This is a genomic window from Dyella sp. SG609 (genome assembly GCF_012275375.1).
Classification (GTDB): Bacteria; Pseudomonadota; Gammaproteobacteria; order Xanthomonadales; family Rhodanobacteraceae; genus Dyella_D; species Dyella_D marensis.
On sequence record NZ_JAAZQJ010000001.1, the window covers coordinates 252,047 to 268,057 of the forward strand.

16 protein-coding genes are annotated in these 16,011 nt (G+C 68.7%); 8 read left to right on the top strand and 8 right to left on the bottom strand.

The window, feature by feature from the left end; translation table 11 throughout:
- The first annotated feature begins 46 nt into the window (after nucleotides 1–46).
- On the top strand, nucleotides 47–490 hold the full coding sequence (locus FHW85_RS01180) for a hypothetical protein (RefSeq protein WP_243867994.1): 444 nt from the start codon (nucleotides 47–49) through the stop codon (nucleotides 488–490).
- On the opposite strand, the gene FHW85_RS01185 is transcribed toward FHW85_RS01180, so the two are convergent.
- From FHW85_RS01185 to FHW85_RS01205, 5 genes are all read right to left on the bottom strand, one after another.
- Nucleotides 487–1,902, bottom strand: a complete 1,416-nt coding sequence (locus FHW85_RS01185; protein ID WP_168647060.1) for a tetratricopeptide repeat protein — start codon at nucleotides 1,900–1,902, stop codon at nucleotides 487–489. The genes FHW85_RS01180 and FHW85_RS01185 overlap by 4 nt on opposite strands.
- Nucleotides 1,899–3,299: a glycosyltransferase gene (locus tag FHW85_RS01190; RefSeq protein WP_168647061.1), complete on the bottom strand. Its 1,401-nt coding sequence runs from the start codon at nucleotides 3,297–3,299 to the stop codon at nucleotides 1,899–1,901. The genes FHW85_RS01185 and FHW85_RS01190 overlap by 4 nt, the downstream gene beginning before the upstream one ends.
- A 301-nt stretch (nucleotides 3,300–3,600) precedes the next feature.
- On the bottom strand, nucleotides 3,601–4,905 hold the full coding sequence (locus tag FHW85_RS01195) for an amino acid permease (protein WP_168647062.1): 1,305 nt from the start codon (nucleotides 4,903–4,905) through the stop codon (nucleotides 3,601–3,603).
- A complete protein-coding gene (locus FHW85_RS01200; RefSeq protein WP_167254268.1) occupies nucleotides 4,902–5,987 on the bottom strand; it encodes an aromatic ring-hydroxylating dioxygenase subunit alpha in 1,086 nt (361 codons plus the stop codon). The genes FHW85_RS01195 and FHW85_RS01200 overlap by 4 nt, the downstream gene beginning before the upstream one ends.
- 85 nt (nucleotides 5,988–6,072) lie before the next feature.
- Nucleotides 6,073–7,902: a 3'-5' exonuclease gene (locus tag FHW85_RS01205; protein ID WP_167254269.1), complete on the bottom strand. Its 1,830-nt coding sequence runs from the start codon at nucleotides 7,900–7,902 to the stop codon at nucleotides 6,073–6,075.
- A 180-nt stretch (nucleotides 7,903–8,082) separates the two neighbouring features.
- On the opposite strand from FHW85_RS01205, the gene FHW85_RS01210 reads away from it, so the two are divergent.
- From FHW85_RS01210 to FHW85_RS01225, 4 genes are all read left to right on the top strand, one after another.
- A complete protein-coding gene (locus tag FHW85_RS01210) occupies nucleotides 8,083–8,550 on the top strand; it encodes a VOC family protein (protein WP_168647063.1) in 468 nt (155 codons plus the stop codon).
- Between the two features lie 269 nt (nucleotides 8,551–8,819).
- Complete coding sequence (locus FHW85_RS01215) at nucleotides 8,820–9,917, top strand: 3-deoxy-7-phosphoheptulonate synthase (protein WP_168647064.1); 1,098 nt, start codon at nucleotides 8,820–8,822, stop codon at nucleotides 9,915–9,917.
- A 120-nt stretch (nucleotides 9,918–10,037) separates the two neighbouring features.
- Nucleotides 10,038–10,328, top strand: coding sequence for a GNAT family N-acetyltransferase (locus tag FHW85_RS01220; protein ID WP_168647065.1), 291 nt, complete (start codon nucleotides 10,038–10,040; stop codon nucleotides 10,326–10,328).
- A 60-nt stretch (nucleotides 10,329–10,388) separates the two neighbouring features.
- Complete coding sequence (locus FHW85_RS01225; protein WP_246866605.1) at nucleotides 10,389–11,066, top strand: DUF1345 domain-containing protein; 678 nt, start codon at nucleotides 10,389–10,391, stop codon at nucleotides 11,064–11,066.
- A 106-nt stretch (nucleotides 11,067–11,172) separates the two neighbouring features.
- On the opposite strand, the gene FHW85_RS01230 is transcribed toward FHW85_RS01225, so the two are convergent.
- On the bottom strand, nucleotides 11,173–11,655 hold the full coding sequence (locus FHW85_RS01230) for a YajQ family cyclic di-GMP-binding protein (protein WP_167254277.1): 483 nt from the start codon (nucleotides 11,653–11,655) through the stop codon (nucleotides 11,173–11,175).
- 86 nt (nucleotides 11,656–11,741) lie between these two features.
- On the opposite strand from FHW85_RS01230, the gene FHW85_RS01235 reads away from it, so the two are divergent.
- Together FHW85_RS01235 and FHW85_RS01240 are read left to right on the top strand one after the other, a co-directional pair.
- Entirely contained in the window at nucleotides 11,742–12,920 is a 1,179-nt protein-coding gene (locus FHW85_RS01235; protein WP_167254279.1) for an NAD(P)/FAD-dependent oxidoreductase, read from the top strand.
- Nucleotides 12,921–12,994: 74 nt separating this feature from the next.
- Nucleotides 12,995–13,873 carry an NAD(P)-dependent oxidoreductase gene (locus FHW85_RS01240; RefSeq protein ID WP_168647066.1) on the top strand — a complete coding sequence of 293 codons (879 nt, stop codon included), beginning with the start codon at nucleotides 12,995–12,997 and terminating at the stop codon, nucleotides 13,871–13,873.
- Here the strand turns inward: FHW85_RS01240 and FHW85_RS01245 are convergent.
- Both FHW85_RS01245 and FHW85_RS01250 read right to left on the bottom strand, forming a co-directional pair.
- On the bottom strand, nucleotides 13,870–14,364 hold the full coding sequence (locus FHW85_RS01245) for a YaiI/YqxD family protein (protein WP_343203578.1): 495 nt from the start codon (nucleotides 14,362–14,364) through the stop codon (nucleotides 13,870–13,872). The genes FHW85_RS01240 and FHW85_RS01245 overlap by 4 nt on opposite strands.
- Nucleotides 14,361–15,245, bottom strand: a complete 885-nt coding sequence (locus FHW85_RS01250; RefSeq protein ID WP_168647067.1) for a PhzF family phenazine biosynthesis protein — start codon at nucleotides 15,243–15,245, stop codon at nucleotides 14,361–14,363. Before FHW85_RS01250 ends, FHW85_RS01245 begins: the two co-directional genes overlap by 4 nt.
- A gap of 136 nt (nucleotides 15,246–15,381) precedes the next feature.
- Between FHW85_RS01250 and FHW85_RS01255 the strand changes: the two genes are divergently transcribed.
- Complete coding sequence (locus FHW85_RS01255) at nucleotides 15,382–15,987, top strand: rhomboid family intramembrane serine protease (protein ID WP_168647068.1); 606 nt, start codon at nucleotides 15,382–15,384, stop codon at nucleotides 15,985–15,987.
- The last annotated feature ends 24 nt before the right edge of the window (nucleotides 15,988–16,011 follow it).

A 16,011-nucleotide genomic window follows, 5' to 3' on the forward strand; every position in this document is an offset into this window, starting at 1 on the left:
GAAGATAGCGATGGCTGCAACGAAAGCAAGCACCGGCAGTATCGGCATGCGGGTCCTGCGCCTGGCCGGCGTGCTGTGGACGTCGCCCAACACTGCGCTGGGCCTGCTGGCCGGACTATGCTGCCTGATGGCTGGCGCCAGGCTGCGCTGGCGCGGCGCCGAACTGGCGCTCACCTTCGTCCGCGTGCCATGGCGCGGACGCGGTGCGCTGACCCTGGGCAACGTCATCCTGTACACCGGCGACGAACTGGATACGCCCTGTCTCACCTACGCCCATCGCGCCGGCCGCGGCGCGGAAGCGCCGGTGTCGCTGGCCGCGCACGAACGCGCCCACGTCTACCAGTACATGCTGCTGGGGCCGCTGTTCCTGCCGCTGTACCTGCTGTGCGGCGGCGTCAGCGTGCGCAATCCGTTCGAGCGCGCCGCCGACCGCTATGCGCGCGACGGCGGCGCCTCCTGGTGGCCCTGGGTCAAGACAGCTACGGCTTAAAGCGGGTAGCGCACCACCAGGTTGATGCTGTTGTTCCAGTAGCCGGAGCCGCCATTGCTGGCCGAGGCGGCGGAGCTGCGCCCCAGCTGCAGGTCGAGGCGGCCGTTGCCGGGCAGGCGCCCTTGCAGCGAGAGGCCGACGGTGTAGATGCCGGCGCTGTTGCCGTCGATCACCTGCCGCCCGCCCGACACCACCGCGCGCAGCTTCCATTCCGGATTGATGCTGTACACGCCGACCAGGCCGAACTGCCCCGAGCGGTAATTGCGCGGATTGAAATACACGCCGTGGCTCGGTTCGCTGCTGTGGAAGATGCGGCCGGAGAACTCGGCGCCGATCGCCGCGCGGGTGCCGGGAAGGTCGTAGGGGCTGAGCAGCACGCGCAGCACGCCGCCGTCGCGATGATTGCCGTCGTTGAAGTTCTGCCGGTAATAGGTGGGCAGCACGTACAGCCGTGGCGCGGGACGCACGCTGACGCCGGCGCTGAACAGGTTGTAGAGCAAGTGATGGTCGATGGCGGTGTCGGTCGGCACCGGCGCGCGCTCGGCACCGGCGCTGAAGCTGAAGACGTCGCTGGGCTGCAGCGTCCAGTCGGCGTTGCCCTGCAGGTAATGCCAGCCGTTGGCGCGGCCCGGGCCCGCGTGCAGGTTGACGGTGTTGTCCTCGCCCACGCGCAGCTGCGCGGTCAGCGAGAGGTCGTCCATGCGGCGCGAGCGGCCGTCGTGGTCCAGGTGCGTGGTGCCGGCGGCGACGCCCCAACGCTGGCTGAAGTCCTCGCTGGACGAGGGCGCGAAACGATAGGCCGCGCCGAGGCGCCAGGTATCCAGGCCGTCGCTGTCGTGGCTGTAGCCGAAGCCGCCTTCCAGCTGCGCGGCGCGGTTGAAGGCGACGTCGTCCTTGAGCAGGCGGTATTGCGTGCCGACGTAGCCGGCGGCATCCGGCGCGGGCGCGGCATCGAGATACGGCTGGCCGCGGTCGAGCCAGCCCAGCGCCTGTTCGGCGCGCAGCAGTTCCACCGTGGGGCGGGTCTGGCTCATCGCATACGGCGCCACCAGGGCGCGTGCCTCGCGCGGGTAGTCGCGTGCATTCAGTGCCTGCGCCAGGCCGGTGGAGGCGGCCTGGCGCGCGGCGTCGTCCGGCGCCGCGTCGCGGGCGATGCGGAAGGCGCGGTCGGCGGCGGCGTAGTCGCCCAGCCACAAGGTGGACTGGCCCAGGCCCATGGCGGCGGCGTAGCGCTCCTCGGGCGAGCCTTGGCCGGCAAGCGCGGCGGCGAAATGATCGCGCGCCTGCGCGGGCTGGTTGGCGGCGATCGCCGCGCGGCCGGCGCGCAGTTCCGCCGCGGGCGCGGCGGCCTGCGCGTGCAGCGCCGCGACGGGCGCGAGCGACAAGGCGAACAGCAGGCGTGGCGCGTTCATTTGGTCCCCCAGCGCTTGCGCAGCTTCAGCAGTTCGGACGCATAGCCCAGCACGCAGCCCGGCTGCAGCACGATGCCGTAGAACAAGGTGTACACCAGCAGCCCCAGCGGGTTGTGGCGCACCTTCAGGCCCTGCGCGCGGAACATGCGCGACTGGATGAAGAACATCAGGTAATTGACCAGGCCGGCCATCGGCAGCACCAGCAGGGTCATCGGGCCGGCCAGCCAGTAGATGCCGAAGCAGGCCAGCACCAGTCCCGGAATGAAGACCAGGGTGTAGACCAGGTCCATGTACGGAAACAGCAGGTTCCACCAGATGAAGAGCGTGCTCATGCGGCGCTGGAACAGCAGCGCGCCATGTTCCTTGAACGCTTCGATCAGGCCGCGCGACCAGCGCTGGCGCTGGCGGATGAACTGGCGGAAGGTGGCCGGCGCATTGGTGAACGCCACCGCGTCCTCGCAATAGCCCACGCGGTGGCCCATGCGCAGGATCGCCCAGGTCAGCACGATGTCCTCGCCCACGTCCTCGGGCCAGCCGCCGGCCTGGCGCAGGATGTCGGTGCGGTACAGCGAGAACGCGCCCTGCGCCACCAGGGTGCCCTGGAACAGGCTCTGCAGGCGCTTCACCGCGGCGATGCCGTGGAAGTAATCCCACTCCTGCATGCGCGTGATCAGGTTCTGCCGCGAATTGCGCACCAGCACGGCGCCCGCCACCGCGGCGGTGTTCGGCGGATCGCTGAGATAGCGCTCGACCAGCCGGCGCAGCGCGTGCTTGTACAGATAGGAATCCGCGTCCAGCGTGATGGTCAGCGGCTGCGTCGCATGGCGCAGGCCGACGTTGAGCGCGTTGGCCTTGCCGCCATTGCACTTCAGGTCGATCACGTGCAGCCAGGGATGGCTGACGCTGCGCAGCCGGTCCATGGTGCCGTCGGTGGAGCCGTCGTTGATCACGATCACTTCCAGCGTGCCGCCGTAGTACTGGCGCTCGATGCTGGCGATGGTGGAGAGGATGGAGTCCTCTTCGTTGTACGCGGCGACCAGTACGGTGATGCCGGGCAGTTCGGCGTCGGACACGTAGCGGCGCACCGGGCGGCGGTCCATCAGCAGGCCGAACACCAGGAAGGCGTTCATGAAGCCCGGCAGGATGGCGATGCCGAAGATCATAATCATGGCCAGCACGTTCCCTTCGACCGCGGCCAGGTCGTGCAGCCAGCGGCGCGCCAGCAGGTACGACACGATCGACCAGGCCAGCGCCAGCGCGACGGTGAGCGCGAACTTCAGGCGCACCGAAAGGTAGTAGCGGCGGTGCCGTTCGCCGTCGGCGGGCCTGGCCGGCGCGGATTCCAGCGGCGGCAGCGGCCGCGGATAGCTGGACCAGTCTTGTGCTTGCGTGCTCATAGGCTTTCCCCTGGGTGGCTCCCGCGGGCAAAGGCATCCCGGCCCCTGCCGGCATGGCGCCGGAGTGGAACGTGTCGCTGTTCGATAAAGGCGGTCCCGCTGCGTGCTGTCGGCGGGCGTCGATCCCGGTGTTTCGCTGGATAGGCGGCAAAAGCTATGCCACGCGTGGCATGGCAAAAATATTTAAGTAAAACAAATGATTAGCTTTGAACCCCTGGCGCGGAATCCTGAACGGGATGCGAAAATTGTTTGCGCCAGGTCACAAAACGTCAGGGCCTGACTCGGCCTAAAGAGATAGGCCTCAGCGCTCCGGCGACACCCGCCGCGCCGCCGGCCGACAGCGTTGCCACAGGAACACCGGCAAGCCCAGCAGCAACAGCACGCCGCCCCACAGCAAGGCCTCCGCGCCGGTGCCGATCAGCGCCCACAGGCTGTAGGCCAGCGCCAATGCGGCCGCGGTGCGGCGCGCCAGGCTGGCGCCGCGGTCGATGCGCCACCAGGCCAGCACGCTCAGCACGTAGGGCAGCAGGGTGGCCGCGGTCGACAGCAGGATCGACAGCGTGAACAGCGCCACCAGCGACTTGCTGCCGTTGGCGGCGATCAGCACGCTGGCCAGCACGCTGCTGAGCAGCAGGCCGAACCACGGCGTGCCGCGTGCGTCGGTGCGCGCGAACGGCGCGGGGAACAGGCCGTCCTGCGCGGCGGCGTACGGCGTCTGGCCCTGCAGCAGCACCCAGCCGTTGAGCGCGCCAAGACACGAGACCGTCGCCACCAGTCCCATCGCCCAGCCCGCCGCCGGGCCCCAGGTCTGCGCGGCCGCGGCGGCCATCGGTGCGGCCGAAGCCTGCGCCGCGCCATGCGGCAGCAGGCCGATCACCGCGGTGCAGGCGAGCATGGTGGCGACGCCGGCGATCAGCATGCCGGCCACGGTGGCGCGCGGCACCGTGCGCTGCGGATCGCGCACCACGCCGGTGGGCACGGTGGCCGCTTCCAGGCCGAGAAAAGCCCACAGGGTGAGCGCGGCGGTGGCGGTGGTCACCGACGTGAGCGCCTGCCCGCTGGGATTGAAGGGGCGGTACGCCGCGCCGTGCACCAGGGCCAGGCCGCAGACGCCGAACACCAGCAGCGGAATCACTTTCAGCGCGGTGGTCACCAGCTGCATGCGGCCCGCCTCGCGCACGCCGGCCGCATTGATCGCGGTGCACAGCCACAGCACGCCCAGCGCCGCCGCGGTGCCGCGCCAGGGCGTGGCATTGGCGGCGGGCCAGATCGCGCCCAGGCTGCCGGCGAAGGCCACCGCGATCGCCGCGTTGGCCGTCCACACGCAGGTCCAGTAGCTCCACGCCGCGACGAAGCCGGCGCTGTCGCCGAAGGCCAGCCGCGCGTAGGCATAGGCGCCGCCGTGGTTGGCGACGATCTGCGACAGCCATGCGTGCACCAGCGCCAGCAGCAGGGCGCCGCCCATGGTGAAGGCCCAGCCGAGCAGGCTGGCCGCGCCGAACGGCGCCAGCGCCGCCGGCAGCACGAACACGCCCGAACCGATCATGTTGCCCACCACCAGGGCGGTGAGCATCCACGGGCCCAGCAGCCGGGCCGGCGCCTTCATGCCTGCGCGCTTTCGCGGTACGCGCGGCGCAGCAGTTCGTGGAAGTGGTGCACGGCGTTCTCGCGCAGCGGATTCAGCCGGCCGGCTTCGTACGAGCCGGAAGCCAGCCCGCGCTGCACGTCCTCGCAGATGGTCACGTCTTCCACCTGCACCTCGTCGCTGAAGGCGATGTCGGCGGCGCGGCGCGCCTGTGCGGCGTCGCCCGGCTCCGGCGCGTAGTAGAAGTCGAATTCCACGCGGCAGCGGTCCACGCCCAGCGGCAGCACGCGGTTGGTCTGCAGGCGGCCGGGCAGGATATTGAGCATAGCGTTGGGATACAGGAAGTAATACAGCGCCTCGCCGCTGCCATAGAGATCGGACGCGCTTTCCAGCGGGCTGTACTGGTACGAATACCACTGCGCCGTCTCGGTGATGTAGCTGCGGTAATCCAGCAGGCTGTTGAGGCCCGGATGGATGTGCGGCACGTGGTAACCCTCCAGGTAGTTGTCCACGTACACCTTCCAGTTGCAGGCCACGTCGTAGCCGACGCGGTGATGGAATTCGAAGTCCGCCAGCGAACGGTCCGGCCCCAGCCGCTGGTCGATGCCCGCCACGAACTGCTCGAACGGCGGCGCCTCGCCCACCGCCACGAATACCAGCCCCTGCCACAGCTGCACGCGCACTTCCGGCAGGCGGATCTGCGCGGGGTCGAAATCCGGCGTGCGGCCCATTTCCGGCGCGCCGCGCAGCACGCCGTCCAGGCCGTAGGTCCAGCCGTGGTAGCGGCAGCGCAGCGCCTTGGCGCCCTTGCCGTCGCAGCTGGCGATCGGGCCGGCGCGATGGCGGCAGACGTTGTGGAAGGCGCGGATGCTGCCGTCGTCGCTGCGCACCACCAGCAGCGGCAGGCCGGCGATCTGGGTCACCAGGTGGTCGCCGGTTTCCGCCAGCTGCGAGCGATGGCCGACCAGCTGCCAGCTCGGCGCGAACACCGCGCGCGCATCCAGCGCCGGCGCGGCGGGATGGGTGTAGAACCGGGCGGACAGCGCCAGTGCATGGTCCAGCGCCTGCGGCGCGAGCACGTCGGGCGAAAGCAGTTCGGTCATGGCGGATTCCGTCGGCGGCGAATCCCGAGTATCGACCCGGCGCGCCGGCGGCGTGAAGGAGCGCCGCAGCATGCGGCGCCGCAGGTTATTGCTGCAGCTGGGTCTGCACGTCGTTGATGGAGTTGCGGATGCGCACGGTGAAGATCGAATCGGCGTGGTGGATCATTACCAGCCGCTCGGTGGCGCGCGTCATCGCCACGTACAGCAGGCGCGCTTCCTCCGCTTCGTCCTTGCCCGGCATCGGCAGCGAGCCCAGGCCCGGGATGATCACCAGCGGGAATTCCAGGCCCTTGCTGGAATGCATGGTGACCAGCTTGACCGTATCCAGCCCCGGCTCGAACAGGGCGCGCTTGCCGTCGCCGTCGGCCAGCGTGCTGGGAACCTCCGCGCGCTGCAGCGCCTCGTGCAGGCGCTCGCCTTCCCACTTGTTGCGGAAGATCACCGCGATGTCGGCGAGCGGGCGGCCCAGCGTGCGCTCCTCGCGCAGGCGGTCGATGATGGCCGGCAGCTGGTCCTCGGTGCGTTCCACACGGACCAGTTCGGGCAGGGCGCCGCGGCGGCCGGCGCTTTCCGGCGCCACCAGCGGCACGCCGTCCTCGTCGGCGTCGTCGTGGCCGAGCAGCAATTCGTTGGCGAAGCCGCGCGCCACCGAAAGGATTTCCAGCGTATTGCGGTAATTGAGCTTGAGGATGGTGGTGCGGCCCTGCGCCTGCACGCCCAGGCTTTTCCAGCTCAGGCGCTTGCGGTCCGGCTTGCCGTAGATGTTCTGCGCGTCGTCGTACAGCACCAGCAGCGAGTTGGTGCTGGGGTCGATCATCTGCACGATCAGCTTGTACCAGTCCGGCTCGAAGTCGTGGCCTTCGTCGATCAGCACGGCGCCGTACTGGAAGCGCGGAATCTGGCCCTTGTCGACGCCCTCGATCACCGCCGGCGGCAGTGCGTCGAAGAAGCCGCGGCCTTCCGGCGGCAGCGGCACGTGGTAGGCGCTGAGCATGGCGCGGCACCACTTGTGGAAGTTGTAGACCTGCACCTTGTCGCTCAGGCCGCGCTCGCCCATCAGCTGGTCCAGCCGCGCGGCCAGCGTCTTGTTGTAGCAGAGCACCAGGATCGGCTTGCTCAGCGCACGCGCCAGGTGCATGGCGCGGAAGCCCAGGATCATGGTTTTGCCGGATCCGGCCACGCCGTGGATGATGCGGTGCTCGTCGCCGAGCGAACGCGCCAGCTGTTCCTGCTGCGCGTCCATCACCTTGATCAGGTCGGGAATCTCCACCTTGGCCACCGCGCCGGCGGTGGACGCGTCGAACAGGCCGAACTGGCCGGAACCCGGTTCCACGCGGATCTCCGGGAACAGGTGCCAGCGCACGCGGTCGATCTGCGGCAAGGTGAGCGCGGTGGGGAAGATCTGCGGGTACATCGCCCACAGGCGTTCCTGGAAACCCTCGGCGTCGACCGACTCGTACATCTCGTCTTGGCAGATCACCAGATGCGCGGGAATCACCGCATCCAGCCCGCCCGCGTCGAACTGCTTGCGGCTGATATTGGCCAGCACCACGCCGTAGCCCCAGGGCATGATCAGCTTGCCCTCGTACGGGTGGCCCGGCGGGTGGCGCAGCGCCGGGTCGCGCTGCAGCAGCTTGTAGACCTCGCTGGCGCAGTCGCGCGCCTGCATCAGCGGGTTGTGCTCCTTCACGCTGGCGCGGCCGGTGAGCAGGGTGAACAGGGTAGGGTCGGCCTGCTGGATGGTGTCCGGCTTCCAGTCCTTCACTTCCAGCGCGAGCAGGCCGCGGCGGGGGTGGAACACGATGAAGTCCGGGCGGCGCTGGCGCGGGCCGATCGGCACGTCGTACCACAGCAGGTAGTCTTCCTCGAGCTTCTGTTCCAGGCGCTCGGAAAAGCGCTTTTCGCCGCTGGTCATGCGCGACAGGCAGCTGTTTCTGGTTGGAATGAGCGTTGCCACCGTCGCTTCCCTTTTGCGTGTGGCGGCGACGTTAGCGGATCGCGGATCGGTGTCAATTCGCGGTTGGCATGGCAGGCCGCATGGGACGGGGCCTGGCGGAGGGTGCATGATGGCCGTTCCCACCCCGAGGAGCCTGTCATGGATGCCTCTTCCTTGCCGCAGATCCACGAGCTCTACCCCTACCTGCGCGTGCACGACGCCGCGGCCGCGCTGGCCTTCTACCGGCAGGTGTTCGGCGCCACGCTGCGCCTGCGCCTGGACGAAGCCGGCACCGGCCGCATCGGCCATGCCGAGCTGGTGTTCGGCGAGCACATGGTGCTGATGCTGTCCGACGAATATCCCGAATACGGCATCGTCGGGCCGAGATCCGTCGGCGGCACCAGCGTCACCCTGCATCTGCACGTGGACAACGCCGACCGCCTGATCGACCGCGCGGTGGCCGCCGGCGCCGAGCTGGTGCGCCCGCCGGCGGATGCGTTCTACGGCGAGCGCGGCGGCACGGTGCGCGATCCGTTCGGGCACGAGTGGCTGATCGGGCATTCGATCGAGGACGTGAGCCCCGAAGAGATGCAGCGGCGCTACGACGCGCTGATGGCCGGCGGCTGATACATTGGTTGCGATCGCAACCGTCGCCGGCATTTTCCGGATTTCACCATCGGGGGTTTGCATCGCCCGGATGCTGTGTTATCCATACGCCCCATGACCTTCTCCTCCGCCCGCTATTACTTTTGGTTCTACGGCTATCCGATGCCGGCGGCGGAGGAAGAGGTGCGATCGTAAGCAGAACCCGACGACCACACTTCCGAAAAGCCGCCAGCCACCACTGGCGGCTTTTTTCATGGCCGCCACTGGACCCCCACCCAGGAATCCGAGCCATGACCTTGCCGCACACCGACGACCTGCGCATCCGCGCGATCACCCCCTTGAGTACGCCCGCCGACGTGATGCGCGACTGCCATGCCGGCGAACGCGCGCTCGACACCGTGGCGCATGCGCGCAGCGCCGTGCACGACATCCTCGCCGGCCTGGACGACCGGCTGGTGGTGGTGATCGGCCCCTGCTCGATCCACGACACCAGCGCCGCGATGGAATACGCGCGCCGCCTGCTGGCGCAGCGGCGCCGCTATGCGGACACGCTGGAGATCGTGATGCGCGTGTATTTCGAGAAGCCGCGCACCACGGTGGGCTGGAAAGGCCTGATCAACGACCCGGATCTCGACGGCAGCTTCCGCATCGACAAGGGCCTGCGCCTGGCGCGCACCGTGCTGCGCGACATCAACGAGCTGGGCGTGCCGGCCGGCTGCGAATTCCTGGACATGATCACCCCGCAGTACATCGCCGACCTGGTGGCCTGGGGCGCGATCGGCGCGCGCACCACTGAGAGCCAGGTGCATCGCGAGCTGGCCTCGGGGCTGTCCTGCCCGGTGGGTTTCAAGAACGGCACCGACGGCAACGTCAAGATCGCGGTGGATGCGGTGCAGGCCGCCTCGCAGCCGCACCATTTCATGGCCGTGACCAAGGACGGCCGCACCGCCATCGCCAGCACCATCGGCAACGAGGACTGCCACGTGATCCTGCGCGGCGGCAAGCAGCCGAACTACGACGCGGACAGCGTGGATGCCGCGTGCGAGGCGATCGCGCGCGCGGGCCTGGCGCCGCGCCTGATGGTCGACGCCAGCCACGCCAACAGCAGCAAGCAGCCGGAGAACCAGCCGCGGGTGATCGACGATATCGCGCTGCAGCTGGAAGACGGCGAGCGCCGCATCATCGGCGTGATGGTGGAAAGCCATCTGGTCGGCGGACGCCAGGAACTGGTGGCGGGCGAAGCCTTGCGTTACGGCCAGAGCATCACCGACGGCTGCATCGATTGGGAGACGTCGCTCGGTGTGCTGGAACGCCTGGACGAAGCCGTGCGCCGCCGCCGCGCGGGTTCGGGCGTGGCGGCGCGGCTGCGGCAGGCGGTGGGTTGCTGAGCCAAGGCCCGGGGCAGTTTCGCGTCGGCTCCGGTTGGGATCGGCCGCGAGCCGGCCTTTCACGGGCGCAGGCACGCGGCCTGCCCTAAGCTGCCTGCTTCATCCATTCCAGGCCACGCCATGAACTACGAGATCAAGCATCAGCCGAACGAGCGACGCTTCTCCACCGCGGTCGAGCTGGAACTGAGCGTGCTCGACTACACCTTGTCGCCCACGCCTTCCGGTGAAGTGATGACCATCACCCATACCGGCGTGCCGCAGCCGCTGGAAGGACGCGGCATCGCCTCGGCCCTGGTGAAAACCGCGCTGGACCATGCACGCGCGCAGCATTGGAAGGTGCGTCCCGCATGTTCCTACGCCGATGCATGGATGCGCCGCCATCCGGAGTACGAAGACCTGCGCGCGGGCTGACCGGCTCGCTATCATCGCGCGGTCGCTGCGATGGTCGCCGCGGCTTCCAGGGAGATCGCCATGAACAGCACCGCCCCGGGCAAGCCCCGGCCCAGGACGTACCGGCGCTTCCATTATCTGCGCGCGCGTCCGCGCCTGATGGTGTCGATGGGCATCTTCGCCGCCGCGCTGGCCGCCTTGCTGGTGTATGGCACGCGCGCCTCGATGGCGCTGCTGCTGGCTTTCGATTTCGCCGCGCTGGTCTACCTCAGCCTGCTGGCCGTGCTGTTCGGCCGCGCCAGCCCGGAGCTGATGCGCTGCCAGGCGCGCGCGCAGGACACGGGGCGCTGGGGGTTCCTGTGGAGCGCGATCGTGCTGACCGCGGTGGTGATGGTCGCGCTGGGCGCGGAACTGCACGGCGGCGCGGAAGGCGGCATGGCCTCGATCGTGCTGGCCGCCGGCAGCATCGTGCTGTCCTGGCTGTTCATGAACACCATGTTCGCCATGCACTATGCGCATGGCTATTACGGCGACTTCGGCAAGAAGCACGAAGGCCTGCAGTTTCCCGAGACGCCGGAGCCGGACTACTGGGACTTCGCGTATTTCGCCATCGTGATCGGCATGACCTTCCAGGTCTCCGACGTGCAGATCACCAGCCGCTACCTGCGCCGCGTGGCGCTGCTGCACAGCGTGATCGCGTTCTTCTTCAACGTGTTCATCATCGCGTTGAGCGTGAATGTGGTGGCGGGCAAAGCGTAGGTTGGGGTGAGCCGCCGGCGAACCCCAACGATGTGGCACGGTTGAATGTTGCGGTGTTGGGGTTCGCCGGTGGCTCACCCCAGCCTACGCCGTGGCGTTGGTGGCGTCAGTCGCGGAAATTGTCGAACTGCAGCGGCAGCTCCACTTCCGCCTTGCGCAGCACCTGCATCGCCAGCTGCAGGTCGTCGCGCTTCTTGCCGGTCACGCGCAGCTTGTCGCCGTTGATCTGCGCCTCGACCTTCAGCTTGGCCTCCTTCAGCGAGGCCACCAGCTTCTTGGCCACCGGCTGCTCGATGCCCTGCTTGACGGTGATCTTCTGCCGCGAACCGCCCAGGTTGGTTTCCGGATCGGCCACGTCCAGCGCCCGCACGTCGATCTTCCGCGACACCAGGCGGCCGCGCAGGATGTCCAGCATCTGCTCCAGCTGGAATTCGCTGGGCGCGCTCTGGGTGATCACGAACTTGTCCAGCTCGAACTTGGCCTCGGTGCCCTTGAAGTCGAAGCGGGTGGACAGCTCGCGGTTGGCCTGGTCGACGGCGTTGGTGAGTTCGTGCTTGTCGACTTCGGAAACTACGTCGAAGGAAGGCATGTCGGCATCTCGCAAGGGGAAAACGGTAGGGAAGTGTACGCGGGTAGGGGATAATCCGTCCCCTCGCAGCTAGGGTGGGTGATGGCGTGAAGGTGGATGTACTGGTGATCGGCGCGGGTGCGGCCGGCCTGATGTGCGCGATCGTGGCCGCGCAGCGCGGGCGCAGCGTGCTGGTGCTCGACCATGCCAACAAGCCGGGCAAGAAGATCCTGATGTCCGGCGGCGGGCGCTGCAATTTCACCAACCTGGGCGTGACGCCCGCGCAGTACCTGTCCGCCAACCCGCATTTCGCCAAGTCCGCGCTGGCGCGCTATACGCCGGCGGATTTCATCGCGCTGGTGGAAAAGCACCGCATCGCCTACCACGAGAAGGAGCTGGGCCAGCTGTTCTGCGATGAATCGTCGAAACTGATCGTGCGCATGCTGCTGGACGAATGCGCCGCGGCCGGCGCGCGCGTGGAAACCAGTTGCGCGGTGGACCGCGTGCGCAAGACCGACGAGGGCTTCGCCGTGCACACCGCGCGCGGCGAGCTGCATGCGCAATCGCTGGTGGTGGCCAGCGGCGGCCTGTCGATTCCCAGCATGGGCGCCACCGGTTTCGGCTACGAACTGGCGAAGCAATTCGGCCACCAGGTCTTGCCCACGCGCGCCGGCCTGGTGCCGCTGACCCTGAGCGGCAAGCACCAGGAGCGCTACCAGGATCTGTCGGGCCTGGCCTTGCCGCTGGTGGAGGCGCGCGTCGGCAAGCGCGCTTTCCGCGCCGGCATGCTGTTCACCCATCGCGGCGTAAGCGGGCCGGCGATCCTGCAGATTTCCTCGTACTGGCAGCCGGGCGACGACCTGCGTATCGATCTGTTGCCCGACCAGGACGCGGCCGGCTGGCTGCATGCGCAGCGCAATGCGCGCCCGGCGATGGAACTGAAGAACGTGCTGGGCGACCTGCTGCCGCGCCGCCTCGCGCAGCGCCTGTGCGAGCTGTGGTTCGAGAGCCGGCCGATGAAGCAGTATCGCCCCGCCGAGCTGGATGCGATCGCCGCCCAGCTGCGCGACTGGCCGCTGGTGGCGAGCGGCACCGAGGGTTATCGCACCGCGGAAGTCACGCTCGGCGGCGTGGATACCGATGGCCTGTCGTCCAGCACCATGCAATCGAAGCTCGTGCCCGGCCTGTACTTCATCGGCGAAGTGGTGGACGTGACCGGTTGGCTGGGCGGCTACAACTTCCAGTGGGCATGGGCCTCGGGCCATGCCGCCGGGCTGGCGGCCTGAGTCACGTGCCATCCACCTGGCGTGGCGCACGGTGACCGACCTGTGTTCCGTTTTCCCTTGCTGAGGAATTCTCCATGAAAGTCGGTTTTATCGGCCTGGGCGCGATGGGCAGCGCGATGGCCAGCAACCTGCTCAAGGCCGGCCACAGCGTGACCGTGTGGAATCGTTCGCCGGCCGCCACCGAACCGCTCGCTTCGCTGGGCGCCAAGGTGGCCAGCACGCCGGAGCGCGCGGCGCAGGGCGATGCGCTGTTCAGCATGCTGTCGAACGACCAGGCGGTGCGCGCGGTGGTGCTCGAAGGCGGCCTGCTCGAGGAGATGGACAAGGGCGCCGTGCACGTCAACCACGCCACGGTGTCGGTGGCGCTGGCGCGCGAACTGGCCGCCGCGCATGCGCAGCGCGGGATCGATTATCTCGCCGCGCCGGTGTTCGGCCGGCCGGACGTGGCCGCCGCCGGCAAGCTCAACATCGTCACGGCAGGCAAGCCCGCGGTGCTCGAACGCGTGCGGCCGCTGCTGGAAGCGATGGGCAGCGCGATCTGGCCGATGGGCGAGGAACCCGAGCGCGCCAACGTGGTGAAGATCGCCGGCAACTTCATGCTCGGCGCGGCGATCGAAAGCATGGCCGAGGCTTCGGCTTTGGCGCGCGCGCATGGCGTGAGCGCCGGCGATTTCCTGCATCTGATGACCAGCACGCTGTTCGCCTCGCCGCCGTACCAGGGCTACGCGAAACTGATCGCCGAACAGCGCTTCAAGCCGGCCGGCTTCGCGCTGCCGCTGGGCTACAAGGACATCAACCTGGCGCTTGCGGCCGGTGACGCCGCGCGCGTGCCGCTGCCGTTCGCCAGCGTGCTGCGCGACAGCCTGCTGGAAACGCTGGCACTGGGCGACGAGGACGTGGACTGGTCGGCGCTGTCGACTGTCGCCGCGCGCCGCGCGGGCTTGAAGGACTAAGGCGCGGCTTTGCGGGCTTGGCGCAACCGCGCCAGCCACACGTCGAGCTGGTTGGCGAAGGCCTGCTTGTCGCGCGGATGAAAGGCGGCCGGGCCGCCGGTATCGACGCCGGCGCCGCGCAGTTCTTCCATGAAATCGCGCAGCCCCAAGCGCTGCGCGATGGTGTCGGGCGTAAACAGCTCGCCGCGCGGATGCACCGCCAGCGCGCCCTTGGCGATCACCTGCGCGGCCAGCGGAATATCCTGTGTCACCACCAGGTCGCCGGCGGCCACGCGGTTGGCGATCTCCGCGTCGGCCACGTCGAAGCCGCCGGGTACCTGGATGGCGCGTACGAAGCGCGACGGCGGCGTGCGCAGGAATTGGTTGGCCACCAGGGTGACGTGCACCTGTTCGCGCTCGGCGGCGCGGAACAGGATCTCCTTGATCGCCACCGGGCAGGCGTCGGCATCGACCCAGATCTGCGCATCCGCGTTGGCGGCGGGCAGCTTCACGGCTGGCCGTTCCAGTGCAGCGTGCCGTCGACCACGGTGTTGGTGCGGCCGCCGATCCAGACCGTGCCGTCGATGATGCGCACGCGCAGGCTGGCGTCGTGGCCGATCTCGCGGCCCTGGCTCACCGTATAGCCGGCGGCCAGCGTGCCCTGCGGCTCGGCGTGGGCGATATAGGCGGCGATCAGGCCGTTGGCGGCGCCGGAGGCAGGGTCCTCGACGATGCCCACGCCGGCGGGGAAGGCGCGCACCACCAGCTGGTAGTCCGGATGCGCGGCACGCGCGAACGCGCACAGGCCCAGGCTGTCGGTGGCGCGGGCCAGCGCGCCGATGGCCGCATGGTCCGGCTGCCAGGCGCGCAGGCTGGCCTCGTCGGCGCATTCGGCCAGCCACCAGTGGCGGCCGCCGGCGACGTAGGCCGGCGGCAGCGTGCCCAGCCCGATCCCGGACAGCGCCGCGGCGAGCAGCGGATGGGCGCCGGCGCCGGTCTTCTCGACCGTGGCCTGCGGTGATTGCAAGAGCAACTGTCGGCTGTCGCCCGTGCCTTCGATGCGGATCGGCAGCACGCCGGCGCCGCATTCCTGCCACAGCACGCCGTCGCGCGGCGCGGCCAGGCCGCATTCGAGCACCGCATGCGCGCTGCCGATGCTGGGATGGCCGGCGAAGGGGATTTCCTTGTGCGGGGTGAAGATGCGCACGCGGTAGCTGGCCTCGGGACTGGACGGCGGCAGCAGGAAGGTGGTCTCGACCAGGTCGGTCCAGCGGGCGAAGCGCTGCATCTGCGCGTCGCTCCAGCCGGTGGCGTCGGTGACGACGCCGAGGTGGTTGCCGCCGCCGTGGGCAGCGGCAAAGACGTCCAGATGCAGATAGCGGATGGGGGGCATGAGGGGAAGCGTGTGGCGGGGAAGAAGCACTTAGCCGCGCATGATACGTCGCGCGGGCACGCCAGGGCGAGGTCGACAAGCTCCGGCCGGCCCGCCAAGATGCGCGCTTTGCCGTACCCGCGCACGGAAACCGTACATGCTGATCACCCTGCTGCTCATCGCCGTCAACTGCATCGTGTCCTTCATCGCGTTCAACAACGCGCGCCTGATGCAGGACCTGATCCTGTGGCCGCCGGCGATCGAGAAGAAGAAGGAATACCACCGGCTGGTGACCTACGGCTTCATCCATGCCGACTTCTACCACCTGCTGTTCAACATGATCACGCTGTTCTTCTTCGGCCGCGCGATGGAGCCGAAGTACACGGCCTACCTGGGCAAGACCGGCTTCCTGCTGTTCTACCTCGGCGCGCTGGTGGTCTCGATCCTGCCGACCTATATCGCCAACCGGCATAACGAGCGGTACCGCAGCCTGGGTGCGTCGGGCGCGGTGTCGGCGGTGCTGTTCGCCTTCATCCTGGTGGCGCCGTGGGCGCGCATCGGGGTGTTCTTCGTGCCGATGCCGGCGATCGTCTATGCGGTGCTGTACGTGGCTTATTCGATCTGGATGGACCGCCACGGCCAGGACAACGTCAACCACAGCGCGCATCTGTGGGGCGCGGCGTATGGCGTGGCCTTCACCCTGGTCATGAAGCCGGACCTGGTCTCACACTTCCTTAGCGAACTGGCGCGCCCGCGTTTCTGAACGCCGCCGCCCGGGGTTCAACCG